The organism is Hymenobacter artigasi (genome assembly GCF_012275535.1).
GTDB lineage: Bacteria > Bacteroidota > Bacteroidia > Cytophagales > Hymenobacteraceae > Hymenobacter > Hymenobacter artigasi.
The window spans coordinates 69,935-86,047 of record NZ_JAAVTK010000001.1 but is presented as its reverse complement, the minus strand read 5'-3'; the positions used below and the strand labels follow the sequence as shown (position 1 = coordinate 86,047).

Genomic DNA, 16,113 nt, shown 5'->3' with positions numbered 1-16,113 from the left:
GGGGTGAGGTTGACCCGCTCAAACGAAGCGGTGGAAATGCCCCGCTCAGCATGACGTTCTTTTTCCCTCCCAATGAAACATCCGACCCTCCGCCTCCTGCCCGCCCTATTCCTCCTTCTTCTCACCGCAAGCTTCCCGGCGATGTCTCTCCCAACGCAAACCGAGCCTATCCGCCAGGTCATTGGCCCCTACGGCTTTCCTGAGCACCGCGTGGCGCTGGCCGATTCGCTGGAAATCGCCTACGTTGATGCCGGCAAGGGCAGCAGCACCCTCATTTTCATCCACGGCCTGAGCAGCTACGTGCGGGCCTGGGAGCGCACCCTGCCGGAGCTCAGCCGCACCAGCCGCTGCCTGGCCCTCGACCTGCCGGGCTACGGCAAATCGTCGAAGGGCCACTACCCTGGCACCATGGATTTCTACGCCGAGGTCATCCACCTGTTTATCCAGCGGCTGCACCTGCGCAACGTAACGCTGGTGGGCCACAGCATGGGCGGCCAGATAGCCGTGACCCTGGCCTTGAAATACCCCACCGATGCCCAAAAGCTGGTCCTCACCTCGCCAGCCGGCTTCGAAACCTTCACCGCGCCCGAGCGGGAGCAGCTGCGCGCCTTCTACACGGTGGCCTCCATTCGGCACACGCCCGAGGCCCAGGTGCGCGCCAACCACAAGTACAACTTCTACCAAATGCCCCCGGCCGTGGACCTCTGGATAACCGAGCGCCTGCGCATGATGCAGTGTGACGACTTCGGCCTCTACGCCCTCACGGTGGTCAACAGCATGGCCGGTATGCTCGACGGCCCCATTTTCGAGCGCCTGCCGCAGGTGCAGCAGCCCACGCTGGTGGTGTTCGGGGCCGAGGATTTCCTGATTCCCAACCGGGCGCTGCACCCGCAGCTCAGCACGGCCCAGGTGGCGGCGGCCGGCGTGGCCCGCCTGCCCCACGCCCAACAAGTGCTGCTGCCCGAAGCCGGCCACTTCGCCCATTACGAGCAGGCGGCCGAGTTCAATAAGCTGGTGGCGGCGTTTGTGCGGTAGGATGGGCAAATTGACTCAAAGCCTCTTTTAAAGCTTGTTTCCCTTTGAGGCGGTCCAGAAAAGGTGGATAGATGAAAGACTTCTGCTTCTTTCGAAACCAGCTACCACGTGGCCTGCTACAACGCCGGGCAGCGCCCCCGGTCCTCGGTTACCAATCGCCCAGCCACTTCGAAACCACGTCCCAATTGTCTCCAGCTTAGCCAGGCCACCTCACACCTACCTGTCAGCGCTCAAGCAGGATTTCCGTGCCTAAAATCACCAGGTCCACCCGGCCTTTCAGCGTCTGGTCGATAAAGGGGGTGTTCTGGGATTTGGATTTCATGAATTCCCGCGTGAAGGTCGTTTCCGCTGCGGTGTCGAAGAGGACGCAGTTGGCTGGTTGGCCAACTTCGATGGCGGCTACCGGCAGGCCCATCAGGCGGCGGGGCTCCGCCGAATAGCGCTTCACCACCAAGTCCCACCCGAATTTGCCGGGCCCGACGAAGAAGTGATGGAGCGACACCAGGGCCGTGTCCAGGCCGGTGATGCCGTTGGGCGCGCTGATGAAATCCTGGGCTTTTTCGAACGGCGTGTGCGGCGCATGGTCCGTAGCAATGATGTCGAATACGCCTTCAATGAGCCCTTCCAGCAGCGCATCACAATCGGCCTGCGTCCGCAGTGGGGGGTTCATTTTGTAGTTCGTGTCGTAGTCGCCGATGTGCTCGTCGGTGAACAGCAGGTGGTGCGGCATCACTTCCGCCGTCACCTTCACATCGCCGCGCGATTTCCACCAGCGGATGGTTTCCATGCCGAGCTTGCTGGATACGTGCTGGATGTGCACATGCGCGCCCGCCGCATGGGCCAGGCGAATGTCGCGGTCGATGATGATTTCCTCCGCGCAGGCCGGCGAGCCCTTGATGCCGAGCCGGTAGCTCATCACTCCCTCGTTCAGGGCGCGCGGCCCGGCCAGTTCCGACACCTCGCAGTGGCTGGCGAAAAACATCCCGAACTCCGTGGCGTACTGCATCGCCCGGAGCAGCACCGCCGGGTCGGCAGTGGTATCCCCGTCGTCGGTGAGCATTTTCACTCCCAGCTCGCGCATGCCCTCGATTTCCGCCAGCTCCTTGCCCTCGCGGTTTTTGGTGACGCAGCCAGAGGTGTACACCGGAATGCGCGACCGGTCCCTGGCATTGTCCAGCACGGTGGCTATTGCGGTGGCCGAGTCGAGGGCCGGGCGGGTATTGGGCATCATCACCACGCCGGTAATGCCGCCGTTAATGGCCGCTTCGCTGCCCGTGGTGATGGTTTCCTTGTTTTCAAACCCGGGAGCGCGGAAATGGACGTGGGCATCGAACATGCCCGGCATCAGCACCCGGCCGCGCGCGTCGATGACGCGGGCACCCTCGGGAATGGCCAGGCCGGGGCCGATGTCCTGAATCTTTCCTTCGACAATCAGGACGTCGCCTTCGAGAAGTACGGGTGAATTTTCGGTGGCAATGCGGGCGTTTTGAAGGAGGAGCATGAAGGGAGGAGTAGGATAAACCGGCAAGGGAAGTAGGGGTATTCTGGCTATTGAAGATGAAAGGACACGGGCGAACCAGCCGCCGCGTCCGGCAATTAGGGTATGATTGCCGATGAGCTGGCTCGGTGCGGGGCGGTATACGATTCCTGCTTCGGAAATTCCCCGCCCGGCGTGAGCCAGTCGAGCACGGCCATGCGGATGGAAATACCGTTTTCGACCTGGTTGGTGATAAGGCTGCGCTCGTAGTCCATGACGGCGTCGCAGAGCTCGACACCCCGGTTTACGGGGCCGGGGTGCATGATGTAGAGGCCGCGGTCGCTGATTTCCGCCAGCCGGGTATTGGTGATGCCGTAGACCCGGTGGTACTCGCGGAGGCTGGGGAAAAACTGCACGTCCTGGCGCTCCATCTGCACGCGGAGCAGGTACACCACATCGGGCGCCCAGGCCATGGCCGCCTCGTAGTCGGTAAAGCGGCGGATGGTGGCCGGCACATACTTGGGCACCAGCGAGCCCGGGCCGAGGTACGCGACCTCGACGCCCAGCTTTTGCAGCAGGGTGCTGGTGGAACGCGCCACGCGGGAATGGAGAATATCGCCGATGATGAGGACTTTTTTGCCCCTGGGGTCGGGAAATTTCTCCTTGATGGTGAAGGCGTCCAGCAGGGCCTGGGTGGGGTGCTCGTGGGCCCCGTCGCCGGCATTGATGACCGAGGCCGTGGTTTGGCGGGCAATCATGCCGGGCAGGCCGGGGTGGCTATGGCGAACGACAATATAGTCGGTGCGCATGGCCTGGAGCGTTTCAATCGTCTCGCGCACCGACTCGCCCTTGGAGATGGAGGAGTGGGCAACGTCGAAATTCGTGACCTCCGCCGAGAGGCGTTTGGCCGCGACCTCGAACGAGGAGTGCGTGCGGGTGCTGGCCTCGTAGAACAGCATGAGCACGGACTTGCCCTCGAGGGCGGGGATTTTTTTCACCGAGCGGGTGAACAGTTTCTTAAAAGACGTGGATTGGTCGAGCAGGAACTCGATTTCTTCACGGTGAAGGGAGGCGATGTCGAGCAGGTCTTTACGTGCCATACCGAAATTGGGAAAAAGAAGTACGTAGTCAGCACTTGCGAGTGGGCGGTTTTACCCTAGTTGTTTAACAACACCCTACTCACTGGACATAAAAAAACCGTTTCGGAATCCGAAACGGTAGCGGGGCAATACGCAGAAAAAACAACGGAAATACCAAAGGCAAAATCGGGAAAACCGACGGTGGCGAAGACCTTCCGGTCTACTCGCGGGTCCCAGCCGGGCAGGGTCCCGCGCTTCATCAACAAGTTTTTTGGTTGAAGCATGATGCAAAAATACGGCATTGTTACGCCCGGCAATTCATCGGTAATGTTAACTTTAAATTCGCACCGCTTTTCTCAACCTTTATTTTTGACCCTACAGGCTAAACGACGCACTTTCCGTCCTTCTTTTCGCCAGTAAAAAAAAGATGGCCCGCGTAACCGATTGCTTGGCAAGCATCGAGCATCTTAACTTTAGCTCTTTATTCCGCGGCCTCAGCTGGCGAAGCGCCTTAGCCGCGCACCAAGCTCCGGTTTATGCGGCTCACCAGCGCCGGCCCTTCATAAATAAAGCCGGTATACAGCTGAATCAGTGCCGCGCCGGCTTCCAGTTTCTCCCGCGCATCGGCCGCCGAGTGAATGCCGCCCGCGCCGATAATCGGCAGGCCGCCGTCGGACTTCCGGTGCAGGTAGCGGATGACTTCGGTGGCCCGCGCCCGCAGCGGCTTGCCGCTCAGCCCGCCCGCGCCCAGCGAGGCTACGTAGCCCGGCTCGGAGCTCAGGTTGTCGCGGCTGATGGTGGTATTGGTGGCCACCAAGCCGCTGAGCTGCGTTTCGCGGGCTATTTCCAGAATGTCGTCGAGCTGCGAATCCGTCAGGTCGGGCGCTATTTTCAGGAGCAGGGGGCGCGGCCTGGCGCGGGCCTGGTTGCGCTGCTGCACCTGCTGCAGTAGCTGAATCAGCGGTTTTTTCTCCTGCAGCTCGCGTAGGCCGGGCGTGTTGGGCGAGCTCACGTTCACCACGAAGTAGTCGACCACCTCGGCCAGGGCCTCGAAGCCGGCCACGTAGTCCTCGGCGGCGCGCTCGTTGGGCGTGTCCTTGTTCTTGCCGATGTTGCCGCCGATGATGAGCTGCCGGTTCGCCCGCCGGGCCAGCCGCGCGGCCACCACGGCCGCCCCGTCGTTGTTGAAGCCCATGCGGTTCACCAGCGCCTCGTCCTGCGGCAGCCGGAACAGGCGCGGCTGCGGGTTGCCGGGCTGCGGCAGGGGCGTCACCGTCCCGATTTCCACGAAGCCGAAGCCCAGCGTGGCCAGTTCATCGGTCAGCACGGCATTCTTGTCGAACCCCGCCGCCAGCCCCACCGGGTTCGGAAATTTCAATCCAAACACCTCGCGCGCCAGGCTGGGGTGCTGGAAATCATACAGGGCCCGCAGCAGCGTCGGCGTGCCGGGCACCCGCGCCGCCCGGCGCAGGTTGTCGAAAACGAGGTGGTGGGCGCGTTCAGCGTCGAGGGTGAAGAGGATGGGTTTGACGAGGGGCTTGTACACGGGCAGCGGAGTCAGACTGACAGTTAAAGGTCGGTGAATGTGTCCTGCAAAACCGGTCGCAGGCCCGGAATCATGTGTTGGAAATTTGCCATAGCTGGCCCGAGCACCGCGGGAGCCAGGCCTGACATCAGCGGAGCAGGAAGCCCAACAGGCAGGGCGGGCAGTGAAACACGCAAACGCAGCAGGCCAGCAAGCCGGCGTAGCGCAATCCGCCACCCGGGAGCAAAGATGGCATAGTCGTATCGTATTGCTTCCCTCGGGGCGCCTGGTTTCGGGCTTGCACTACTCTGCCTGCCGCAGGTGCAGCAGCCCACGCTGGTGGTGTTCGGGGCCGAAGATTTCCTGATTCCCAACCGGGCGCTGCACCCGCAGCTCACCACCGCCCAGGTGGCAGTGGCCGGCGTGGCCCGCCTGCCTCACGCCCAACAAGTGCTGCTGCCCGAAGCCGGCCACTTCGCGCACTACGAGCAGGCGGCCGAGTTTAATAAGCTGGTGGCGGCGTTTGTGCGGTAGCGGGGTTCTTATTAATTCCTTTGGCTAGCATTATCATGCGGAAGCTTTTCTAAAAGCTTTGCCCACGCCCACTGTTTCCGACGCCACTGATAATCCAAGAATAGTGGTGTGCCAAGTGAGTCATAACCTCCTCCCCAAACTTGAACATTTAGCCGAGTGTTGGCAGTCCGCAAACTCATGTTGCTCACATTTAAGTCGTGAATTGGGCCACTTGGTAAGAAGTGTGGATTATCAGGGTGCGCTTGATTATACTTTTGAAAATCGCGGTAGAATTTGCTACCCTCTTCAAAAGTCTTCTGGTATTGATAATAAAAGTTGAATGCAGCAGCAGAAGTCGATACAACTGGGTGGCTACGACAACAGTCCAATTTTTTGACAAAAGTGTGTCCACGGTGTTGCCAGTATAGGTAAGACCTTATTTCGGTTGTGTTGCAGGAGCAGTCAGATACGCCTTTTTCTACAAGGACATCACATCCTGAACAACCACTACGATAATATAAGAAGGTATCAACCCCTTGGATTTGCAATGCATGAGTGAGCTGACTAACCAGCGTATCACTCCACGTTTCTGCCGAATCATGAGCATGCACCAGAAAGACTCTGTTTAAAGAATCCAGCGGGCGAGTATTAATTGCGGCTGATATAAATGACTCATGATTAGATGAGGCACCTTGGCAACTTATTAGGCAACAATTGAGCAGCAGATAAACCAGCGAATATTTCGCACAAGAGTAAATGGATAGATTTTTTCTGCTCATTCGGCTAATATATAGGAACCGTCAACATCTAAAGCGCGCTAACCCCGCGCTTTTTTTATGCCCGCGCCGCACCACTCATCAACCCCTCAGAATTTCCAGTAAATTGGACGCCCCGCCCACTCACGTCGCTATTCTGTGAAAAAGAAACTAGAGAAGTTCGCCGAGTTTGCCGCCGATGTACTGCCCCACGAAGTGGCCTGGCTGCAGCAGGTGCAGCAGTTTCAGGATGCCGACAACCGCGAGATTCTCGAAACGCTGGCCTACAACTGCCACCACCCGCGCACGCCGGTGGCCTTCCGGCCCGGCATCGACAAGCGCAAGTACTCCAACCTGATGCAGTGGGTGCAGCAGCGCCTGGCCAGCATCGACGTGGACAAGCACCTGGTGCATATCAACGCCCTCGACCAGCAGATTATGACCGATTCCATCGGCCCGGCCGAGGAAAAGGCGCTGCTCCAGGCCATTGTGCGCTACGACAAGCCGGCCTTCTACTTCGTGAAATTCTACGAGCTCACGCTCAGCTACCAGCAGTTTCTGCTGGTGCGCATGCGCTTTAAGGAGCACCAGCTGGTGGCCCAGTTCGTGGAGCAGCAGCGGGCGGCCTACGAACAGAGCAAGGCCACGTTTGCCCAATTGCACCAGGCCACGCTCGACATCACGAGCCAGTACACCCGCAACGCCACCGAGAGCCGGCAGTGGGAGCCCTGGCTGCTGGCTACTTTCTACGACGACACGCTGGATGGCCTGAACCGCTATTTCGCAGTGGTGCGGCTCACGTTTCTCTACTTCAACTACTCGGAGTTCGACAAGCTGAAGGCCGTGTACGAGGCCCTCGATGGGCTGCTGCGCCAGGGCATGTTCTACTCGCGCCGCATCCTGTTCAACTACTACGCCAACAGCGTGCTGCTGCACTCCAAATTCGACGTGCTGCAGCAGGCCGAGGAGTTCGGCTACCTCAGCATTAAGCAGAAGAACACCGACCACCTGCACTACCTTAACAACTACAGCGCGATTCTGCTGCGCCAGGGCAAAATCCACGAGGCGCTGGCCCTCATGAAGCAGTCGTTTCCGTCGGTGCGGCACACCAACAACGTGCGCAACAAAATCGGCTTCATGGCCTTCTACATCAAGTGCCTGAACCTGAACGGCCAGCCCGCCGACGGCGAAAAGCTGGCCGACAGCTTCCTGCGCGACAACGCCAAGGAAATTCTGGCCCATCGCTGGCACATTTTCTTCGTGGCCTACTTCCAGGCCCTGGTGCTGCAGGAGAAGTACGACAAGCTGCTGCGCGCCTGCCACCGCCACCACCTGCTGGCCAAGGAGGCCGACTACCGCACCCGCCCCAACTACGTGCCCACCCTGGAGTGGTACTACCACCTGAGCCGCTACGTGGAGAATGAGATTGACGACGACCAGCTGGTGGAGCTGATTGGCCGCACCGGCCAGCCGCATTTCGGCAATCCGCACAAGCGCCGGCTGCTCGAAGACCAATTAAACGAGGTAAAATCCTGCATTCCACACTTGTGCGGGCGCATTCGGTCCATGCTGTTGCAGTCGGGCGAAACGGTTTGATTAACAATTGTTTGCGAGAGGGTAGCGCGGCCGGTGGCGGTTAAGTCCACCGCGCTTATTTGCGGCGTGGGAAAGCGTTGGGTAGGGGAGGCCGGTAGATTCGTCCCACTCCTACACTCCGACGCAAAATCCCACCAACCCTTTCAATCCCAACGACTATGGCCTCTCGATTTTTACTCTTTTTTCTGCTCTTGGTTCAGGCATTGGGAGCTGCGGCCCAGGGCGGCGGCGTGCGCGGCCGCGTTACGGATGCTGCCACCAAAGAAGGCCTGCCGGGCGTGAGCGTGCTCATTGCCGGCACCACCACGGGCGCGTCGTCGGGCAACGGCGGCGAGTTCACCATCACCGGCCTCCAGCCGGGCACCTACAAAGTGGTGCTGTCCTCCATCGGCTACGAAGCCCTGCCGGCCCGCACCGTGGAAGTCGGCTCCAGCATCGTGGATTTGGGCACCATCGGCCTGGCCGCTGCCTCCGTGATGGCCGGTGAAGTCGTGGTATCGGCCTCGCGCCGCCCCGAGAAGCTCACCGAGGCCCCCGCTACCATCGACCTGATTACCGCCAAGCAGATTGACGAGCTGCCGTCCTTCAACGTGGGCGAGCTGCTGGCCCGCCAGAAAGGCGTCGACTACATCCGGACCGGCGTGCTGGGCACGGGCATCAACGTGCGCGGCTTTAATAGCGCCTTCAACCCCAAAAACCTGCAGATGAACGATGCGCGCCTGTCCACGCTCATTGCCACCGGCCTGCCGCTGGGCCCCCTCACCAGCGTGGTGAAGGAGGATATTGAACGCATTGAAGTCGTGCTCGGACCGTCGGCCGCGCTCTACGGCCCCAATGCCCACAACGGCCTGGTGAACACCATCAGCAAGGACCCGCGCCGCTCGGCCGGCACCACCGTGGCGCTGGGTTTGGGCAACCAGAGTGTGTTTTCGGGCCGCTTCCGCCACGCGCAGGTGCTCAACTCCAAGCTGGCCTTTAAGGTGACAGGCGAGTACACGCGGGGCGAGGATTTTGCCTACACCGATACCGTGTACTACACCAATACGGCCTTCAAAACCACGTCGCCAGCCAGCCCGGGCATCTTCCACGCCGAAAAGGAAATTGACCTCGACCGCACCTTCAAGAGCCTGCACGGCGAGGCGGCCGTGTACTACAGCCTCACCGACAAGGCCGACATCATCGTGTCGTACGGCGGCAACCAGTCGAGCTTCCTGGCCCAGACCAACGCCGGCCGCAACCAGATTAAGGACTGGAGCGTGCAGTACCTGCATGCCCGCTACGTGTCGCCGCGCTGGTTTGCGCAGGTGTACAACACCTGGAGCAAAACGGCTGACACCTACGCCATCAACCAGCGCACCCAAAACTACCTGAGCTTCAAGGATGCCGGCTTTTCGGAGGACGAAGCCCGCAGCCGCTCTTACACCGAGCAGTGGTTTGGCAAAACCCCCACCGCCGGCGTGGCCCTGCAGCGCGGGGCGGTGTTCAAGGATGCCTCGCGCCGCCTCAACGGCGAACTGCAGTACAATAACACGTTCGGCATCTTCAACCTCGTGGTGGGCACGCAGTACCAGCGCGACATGGCCTTCAGCGAGCACACGTATTTGTTTGACCGCGACGGCGATATCGTCATCAACCAAATCGGCCTCTACACCCAGGGCGAGCTCACGTTGCCGGGCCACTTCAAGCTCATCGCCGCCGCCCGCGCCGACCAGCACGACCGGTACGGCTTCAACTTCATCCCAAAAGCCGGCCTGGTCTGGTCCCTCAACGACCAGAACCTGCGCCTCACCTACGGCCAGGGCATTGCCGCCCCCACCATCCTCAACCTCGACGGCTACCTGTTTGGGGGCCTGCTGCTGGGCAACGGCCAGGGTTTCACCCTGAGCGACGGCACCGTGATTGACAAGCTGAAAGTGGAAACCATCAAAACCGTGGAAGTGGGCTACAAGGGTAAGGTTACGCCCAAGTTTTTCATCGACGCCAACGCCTACTACAACCGTTCGCAGAACTTCCTGAGCCCGGCCATCAACATCGCCACCAACGGCCGCAAAGTGGTGACGCGCGGCACCACGCCCATGTCGCAGGTGGTGCCCGGCACGCCCGAGGCCGGCGCGGCCACCGTGCTCACCTACGTTAACTTCGGCCAGGTCGACACCTACGGGGCCGATTTTGGCTTCAGCTACTTCCTCACTTCCTCGCTGAGCCTGGCCCTGAACTACTCCTGGTTCGATTTCAAGCTCGACTACTCCGACCTGAAAAACGACGGCAACAAGGACGGCAAGGTGCAGAAAGAAGTCGACCTGCCCATCAACACGCCCAACCACAAAGGCAGCCTGGCCCTGAACTACAGCGGCAAGAAATTCTTTGGCTCCATCTTCACTCGCTACGTGCAGGCCTACGACTTCTACTCCGGTATCAACGTGGCCGCTTCCGCTAACAGCACCCTCGGCGTGAAGGAAAACGCCCGCTACGGCCGCACCTGGAACTACGGCCCCCTCGGCGGCTTCACCACCGTGGATGTGAGCGCCGGCTACCGCCTCAACTCCTACCTCACCGCCTCGGCCCAGGTCGTGAACCTGTTCGACACCAAGATGCGCGAGTTCGTGGCTTCGCCCTTCATTGGTCGCCTCTACTCGGCCGAGCTGAAGGTGATGCTGCCCGCGCTGGGCGCGAAATGAGTTAAAGTAGGCTTATTAGCGCGTCATGCTGAGCGAAGTCGAAGCATCTCGCGTGTGGTAGTAACTCAATCGTTGGACGAAAGAATTACCATTGCACGCGAGATGCTTCGACAAGCTCAGCATGACGTTCTGTTTCTGATGGTTTTGTTGTTACTCCACCAGCCTCGGCACCGGGGCCGATGACTCGCGCACCACCAGCGTGGTGGGCAGCTTCATCACGCTGGGGCCGGTGCTCTTGTGCTTGCGCTCGATGAGCTCGATGAGGCGCTCGGCGGCGAGCTGGCCGATTTCCTGGGCCGGCTGGGTCACGGTGCTCAGCGGCGGGTTCAGCAGGTGAGCTGATTGTGAGTTGGTGAAGCTGAGCAGGGCTACTTCGCCGGGCACGTCGATGCCGCGCTGGCGCAGGGCCCCCAGCGTGCCCAGGGCCAGCCGGTCGCTGGCCGTGAAAAACGCATCGGGGGGCGGGGAGAGGGCCAGGAGCTCGTCCACGAGCGGGCCGGCCTCGTCGGGGCCGAAGGTGCCGTAGCGCACCAGGTTTTCATCGAAAGGCACGCCGTATTGCTCCAAAGCGGCACGGTAGCCGGCCAGCCGCTCCTGCGTGATGCTGAGGTAGGGCGGAATGGTGAGGTGGGCAATGCGCCGCCGGCCGGTTTGCAGCAGGTGCGAGGTGGCGGCGTAGGCCCCGCCAAAGTTGTCGGCCACCACCTGCGTCACATCGAGGCCGGCCGCCACGCGGTCGAACAGCACCAGCGGCATGCCCTGGTCGACCAGCGCCTTGAGGTGGGCCACGTCCGACGTTTCGCTGGAAAGCGAGAGAAGCAACCCATCGACGCGGCGCGACACGGCTTGCTGCACGTTGGCTATTTCGCGCTCGTAGCTCTCGTGGGTCTGGAAGATGATGACGTGGTAGCCCCGGTTGTAGGCAATGGCCTCGATGCCGTTGATGGCCTGCGAAAAGAAGTTATTCGCAATCTGGGGCACGATAACGCCGATGGCCTTGCTGCTGCTGCCCTTCAGGCTCAGGGCAATGGGGTTGGGGCGGTAGTTCAGGCGCTCGGCATATTCCATCACCAGCCGCTTGGTTTCGGGGCTGATTTCGTAGCTGTCGCGCAGGGCCCGCGACACCGTCGAAGTCGACAGATTGAGGGCGTGCGCGATATCCTTGATAGTGACGGGGTCCAAGCGCGTAGGGAAAGGAAGTAATAAGTATCGGCCGCAGCCTTCGGAGCCATTGGCTCCCGGCTAACTACCGGATTATCGGGCCGAATGGTTCCCCGGCGCGGCTGCCCGTTGGTCCGCCAGGCAGCGCGGGGGCGCTACTGCCGTGGCCGCCGGAGCGTGCGGGGAATCTTCAGCAGGCCAAATCTATTACAAGAGTACCGATTTTTTGCCCAAGCGGCCCCTAAAATCCCGGCAGTAGTGCGCTGGCGAGTAGCTTGCTGTCGCTAAATAAGGTGCCCGGGTGGGCCGGTGCTTCATGCCGTCGCCATCTTTGTGCGGTAATCTAGGGGCCGGCCCGTGTGTGTGGGCCGGCTGTTTTCGACCGAATGCAACCATGAAAGTAGTGCGCGTGCAAAAAGGAATGCTGGCCGCCGGGCTGGCCGTTGCCATTGGCCTCACCGCGTTTCGGCTGCGCCCGCCCGAGGATGGGCTGCTGCCGCGCATTGCCCGGCAGGTGGCCGAGTACTACGCAGCCGCCCGGCAGGAAAAGGTGTACCTGCACCTCGACCGCCCGGTGTACGGCACCGGCGAAACCATCTGGTTCAGTGCCTACGTGGTCGATGCTTCGGTGCACCGGCTCGACTCGCTCAGCCAGGTGCTGCACGTCGATTTGGTTTCGCCCGAGCACCGGGTGGTGGCCCGCCGCACCCTGCGCCTGCAGGGCGGCCGCGCCAGCGGCGACCTCGCCATTACCGATACCCTGGCCGCCGGCACCTACGTGCTGCGCGCCTACACCAACTGGATGCGCAACGCCGGCGACGAGTTCGTGTACAGCCGCCGGCTGAGCGTGTGGCCGGCCTCGCCCATTGGCCCGCAGGAGCCCCGCCCGGTGGCCGCGCCCACCACGGCCTTTGCCCGTGCCCGCGCCGCCGCCGCCGCCCGCCCCGATGTGCAGTTTCTGCCCGAAGGCGGCTACCTCGTGGAGGGGCTGCCCGCCGTGGTGGCCTGCAAAGCCACCGACCCCAACGGCCGGGGCCTCGACGTGCGCGGCCAGATTCTGAATGATAAAAACGTGGTAGTGGTGCCCAGCTTCAGCAGCCGGCACGCGGGCATGGGGCGCTTTGCCTTTGTGCCCGGCAGCGGCCAGCGCTACCACGCGCACTTCACCATGCCCGACGGCAGCACCGCCGACTATCCGCTGCCCGCCGTGCAGCCCAGCGGCTACACCCTGCACGTAGTGGATGGCGGCGAAAACTTTATCGTGGAGGCCCGCTACCGGGGCGTGCCCGGCGCGCCCGCTCCCGGCCCCGTGCAGCTCATGACCCAGGTGCGCGGCGTGGCGGCCTACCCCGGTCCCCGCACCCTCACTGGCGATGCCCCCGCCGCGTGGCGCATGCCCAAAAAGAACTACCCCAGCGGCATCGTGCACTTCACGCTGTTCGATGCGGAGGGCACGCCGCGGTGCGAGCGGCTGGCTTTTGTGCAGAATGGGCCGGCCGGGCTGCGCATCAGCATCACCCCGGACCAGCCCAGCTACGGGCCGCACGCGCCGGTGCAGCTGGCCGTGCGCGTGACCGACGCCGCCGGCCAGCCGGTGGCCACCAATTTTTCGCTCGGCGTGAGCGATGCCGGCCTCAGTGCCCTCGACCCCACCGCCGAAACCATTGCCTCGAACCTGCTGCTGACCTCTGACCTGGTGGGCTACGTGGAAAACCCGGGCTACTACTTCCGCAGCCCCTCGGCCGGCCCCAATCTGGCCCTCGACGACCTGCTGCTCACCCAGGGCTGGCGGCGCTTTGTGTGGAAGCAGGTGCTGGCCGGCCAGGCCCCGCTCCAGCCCTTCAGCGCCGAGCACGACCTGAGCCTGGTGGGTCAGGTGGTGAGCGAGCACGGCAGCCGCCCCATTGCCAACAGCCAGCTCACTTTCCTGCAAACGCGCCCTTCCAAAAACGTGACTACCGGCACCACCAACGCCAACGGCCGCTTCAGCTTCGTGGGCATTCCGGTGGTCGATACGGCCGTTATCACGCTTCAGGCGCGGCGGTCGCAGGGCGGCAGCAACGTGCTCATTTTGCCCGATGAAGGTCCCGCGATACCCACCCAGGCGTTGCCGCCGCTGCCCTCGCTGGCAGCCGCTCCGGCGGGGGTGGCGGCCTTTGTGCGCCGCAGCCGCCAGGCCCAGGCCGCCGACCTCGACCTGCACCCCGAGAAAGCCATTCGCAACATCACCCTGAGCAACGTGGCCGTGACGGCCAAGCGCGTGAAAATCCCCTCCGATGACCCGCGCCGCCTCTATGGCGCCACCGGCGGCACGGTGGTCGACTTCACCGAAATGCCGGCTTCGCAGTCGGGTATGAACGTGTTGCAGCTGCTCCAGGGCCGCGTGGCGGGCCTCGTAATTACGGGTCAGGCTCCCAACCTGTCGGTTCAAATCCGAAATTCGGGCACGCCGCTGTTTATTCTGGATGGGCAGCGGGTCGACCTTGATTTCATTGCCAACATGTCGTCCAATGATGTCGAGTCGGTTGAGATATTCAAGGGGGCCGAGGCGGCTATTTTTGGCGGCACCGGTGGGGCCATTGCTGTCTACACCAAGCGCGCCGACCCCAACTACAAGGGCGCCGACAAAGGCCCTTCGCCGGGCATTGCCATTGTGAAGATGGCCGGCTTCGCCGAGGTGCGCGAGTTTTACCAGCCCCGCTACAACGCCCTGCTCACCAACCCGCCCGCCGACCCGCGCACCAGCACCCTCTACTGGAACCCCATTGTGCGGACCAACGCCAAGGGCGAGGCCGAGCTGCATTTCTTCACCGCCGATGGCAGCGGCACCTTCCAGGCCGTGGCCGAGGGCCTGAGCCTGGATGGCATGCCCGCTCTGGGCAGTAGCACGCTCACCGTGAAGGGGAAGTAAGCCGGTGGGCGGTGCCGTTTGCAATGGTGCCGTGCCATCCGGACTCGTCGCGCCGGTCTGACCGCCCTAGGCGGTCTGACCGGTTGTCGTTGAACCGAAATCGTTGGTACTTCAACCGGTCAGACCGCTTAGGGCGGTCAGACCGGCGCAACGGCTCCAGATTGGGGTATGAACAAGCCGGAATCCCCAACATGCCGCTTTCCTGACAGAAATCACGGCTGTTTCGCTCGCGCACCGGGCGACGGCGTGCCAGCCTACTGCGGCACCCACCCAAAACAAAACGCGCCCCCGGCAGAGCCGGGGGCGCGTTGCAAACGGGCGAAAGCCGGAATGGGCTATTCCTTGATGATGCGGGCGCTGCTGCGCTGGCCACCGTCGGCGTACTCTACCAGGTAGAGGCCACGGCTCAGGTTGCTCAGGTCTACGGCCGTTTCGGTGGTGCCGGGCTGGGCGCTGAAGCTGGCAACCCGGGCCCCGGTGGTGCTGAATACCGTCACGCGGGCATCGCGGCTGGCGGCGGTGTGGGGCACGTTCAGGCGGTTCTGCGTAGGGTTGGGGTACACGCCCAGGTTGGTAGCCACCAGCGAGCGGGTAGCCAGGAACATGGGAACGTAAGCCTGGCGGCTCTTGAAGGTCACGTTGCGAAGCAGCACGTAGCGGCCGGCGGTGTTGCTGCCCAGGGCCGTGTAAAGGCGTACTGTCAGCGTCTGGCCGGCGGCCAGGGTCAGGCCCGTGGCGCTGTTGTTGAACGCAAAGTGGAAATCATCCTTGGGGTTCAGGGAGTTGTCCTGGGGCAGGTAGGCATAGGCCGTTGCGGCGCTGGGACCCGTAATGCCGGTGCCAAACGTGCCGTTGTGGGCCGCCGGCAGGGTGCCGCCGGGGGTGGCCGGCACGCTCGTGCTGGTACCCGGGTTGGTGGCGGGGCCTTTGGCGTAGCTGAATTCCGTCGAGTCGGTGGTGAACCCATTCAACGACCACAGCAACGACAGCCGGCCGTTGGTGCTCTGGGTCGTGCGAATGTTGAAGTCGAGCGAATCGACGCGCAAAGCGGCCGTAGCCGTGATGGAAAACTGCTCGTACGCAATGCCTTTTGGCGAACTGGCTAGGGTGCTGAAGCCAGTGCCATCGGCAACCGCGCCGGTAGCCTGTCCTTTGATGGAATAAGCGGGAACCAGGCCGCCGGCCGTGCCGCCATCGGAAAGCACAAGGCGGTGCAGCACCGGCGCATTGGCCGTAACGCCGGTGGAGCGTACGGCGGCGTTGTCACTGCCGTTGATGGTGAGGGGGTATTGCACGAAGGCCGCCGTTTGGGCGCTGGCTTTTTCGGCAAAGCCGAGGCCACCTAAGAGCAGGAATGCCGGAAGTAGATTTTTTTTCATTGGG

General features: G+C 62.3%; 11 protein-coding genes. 5 read left to right on the top strand and 6 right to left on the bottom strand.

Annotated features, from left to right (window positions below; translation table 11 throughout):
- The first annotated feature begins 141 nt into the window (after positions 1-141).
- Positions 142-1,035, top strand: coding sequence for an alpha/beta fold hydrolase (locus HBN54_RS00340; protein ID WP_168671161.1), 894 nt, complete (start codon positions 142-144; stop codon positions 1,033-1,035).
- Between the two features lie 223 nt (positions 1,036-1,258).
- On the opposite strand, the gene HBN54_RS00335 is transcribed toward HBN54_RS00340, so the two are convergent.
- The 3 genes from HBN54_RS00335 to HBN54_RS00325 all read right to left on the bottom strand — a co-directional run bounded on the left by HBN54_RS00335 (position 1,259) and on the right by HBN54_RS00325 (position 5,137).
- Entirely contained in the window at positions 1,259-2,536 is a 1,278-nt protein-coding gene (locus HBN54_RS00335; RefSeq protein ID WP_168671160.1) for a dihydroorotase, read from the bottom strand.
- Between the two features lie 95 nt (positions 2,537-2,631).
- Complete coding sequence (locus HBN54_RS00330) at positions 2,632-3,612, bottom strand: aspartate carbamoyltransferase catalytic subunit (protein ID WP_168671159.1); 981 nt, start codon at positions 3,610-3,612, stop codon at positions 2,632-2,634.
- Positions 3,613-4,102: 490 nt separating this feature from the next.
- The gene (locus tag HBN54_RS00325) at positions 4,103-5,137 is read right to left on the bottom strand and encodes a quinone-dependent dihydroorotate dehydrogenase (RefSeq protein ID WP_168671158.1); all 1,035 of its coding nucleotides are present in this window, start codon (positions 5,135-5,137) and stop codon (positions 4,103-4,105) included.
- A 300-nt stretch (positions 5,138-5,437) separates the two neighbouring features.
- Between HBN54_RS00325 and HBN54_RS00320 the strand changes: the two genes are divergently transcribed.
- The gene (locus HBN54_RS00320; RefSeq protein WP_168671157.1) at positions 5,438-5,650 is read left to right on the top strand and encodes an alpha/beta fold hydrolase; all 213 of its coding nucleotides are present in this window, start codon (positions 5,438-5,440) and stop codon (positions 5,648-5,650) included.
- An 11-nt stretch (positions 5,651-5,661) separates the two neighbouring features.
- On the opposite strand, the gene HBN54_RS00315 is transcribed toward HBN54_RS00320, so the two are convergent.
- Positions 5,662-6,408 carry a hypothetical protein gene (locus tag HBN54_RS00315; RefSeq protein ID WP_168671156.1) on the bottom strand — a complete coding sequence of 249 codons (747 nt, stop codon included), beginning with the start codon at positions 6,406-6,408 and terminating at the stop codon, positions 5,662-5,664.
- A 135-nt stretch (positions 6,409-6,543) separates the two neighbouring features.
- On the opposite strand from HBN54_RS00315, the gene HBN54_RS00310 reads away from it, so the two are divergent.
- Both HBN54_RS00310 and HBN54_RS00305 read left to right on the top strand, forming a co-directional pair.
- Positions 6,544-7,980 (top strand): hypothetical protein, encoded by a 1,437-nt coding sequence (locus HBN54_RS00310; RefSeq protein WP_168671155.1) that lies wholly within the window; start codon positions 6,544-6,546, stop codon positions 7,978-7,980.
- Positions 7,981-8,138: 158 nt separating this feature from the next.
- Entirely contained in the window at positions 8,139-10,658 is a 2,520-nt protein-coding gene (locus HBN54_RS00305; protein ID WP_168671154.1) for a TonB-dependent receptor, read from the top strand.
- A 150-nt stretch (positions 10,659-10,808) separates the two neighbouring features.
- Here the strand turns inward: HBN54_RS00305 and HBN54_RS00300 are convergent, their stop codons facing one another.
- Positions 10,809-11,840, bottom strand: coding sequence for a LacI family DNA-binding transcriptional regulator (locus tag HBN54_RS00300; protein ID WP_168671153.1), 1,032 nt, complete (start codon positions 11,838-11,840; stop codon positions 10,809-10,811).
- Positions 11,841-12,213: 373 nt separating this feature from the next.
- Here HBN54_RS00300 and HBN54_RS00295 point away from each other — a divergent pair, with 373 nt between their 5' ends.
- Positions 12,214-14,730 carry an MG2 domain-containing protein gene (locus tag HBN54_RS00295; protein ID WP_168671152.1) on the top strand — a complete coding sequence of 839 codons (2,517 nt, stop codon included), beginning with the start codon at positions 12,214-12,216 and terminating at the stop codon, positions 14,728-14,730.
- Positions 14,731-15,065: 335 nt separating this feature from the next.
- On the opposite strand, the gene HBN54_RS00290 is transcribed toward HBN54_RS00295, so the two are convergent.
- Positions 15,066-16,109, bottom strand: coding sequence for a T9SS type A sorting domain-containing protein (locus HBN54_RS00290; protein ID WP_168671151.1), 1,044 nt, complete (start codon positions 16,107-16,109; stop codon positions 15,066-15,068).
- Between the last annotated feature and the right edge of the window lie 4 nt (positions 16,110-16,113).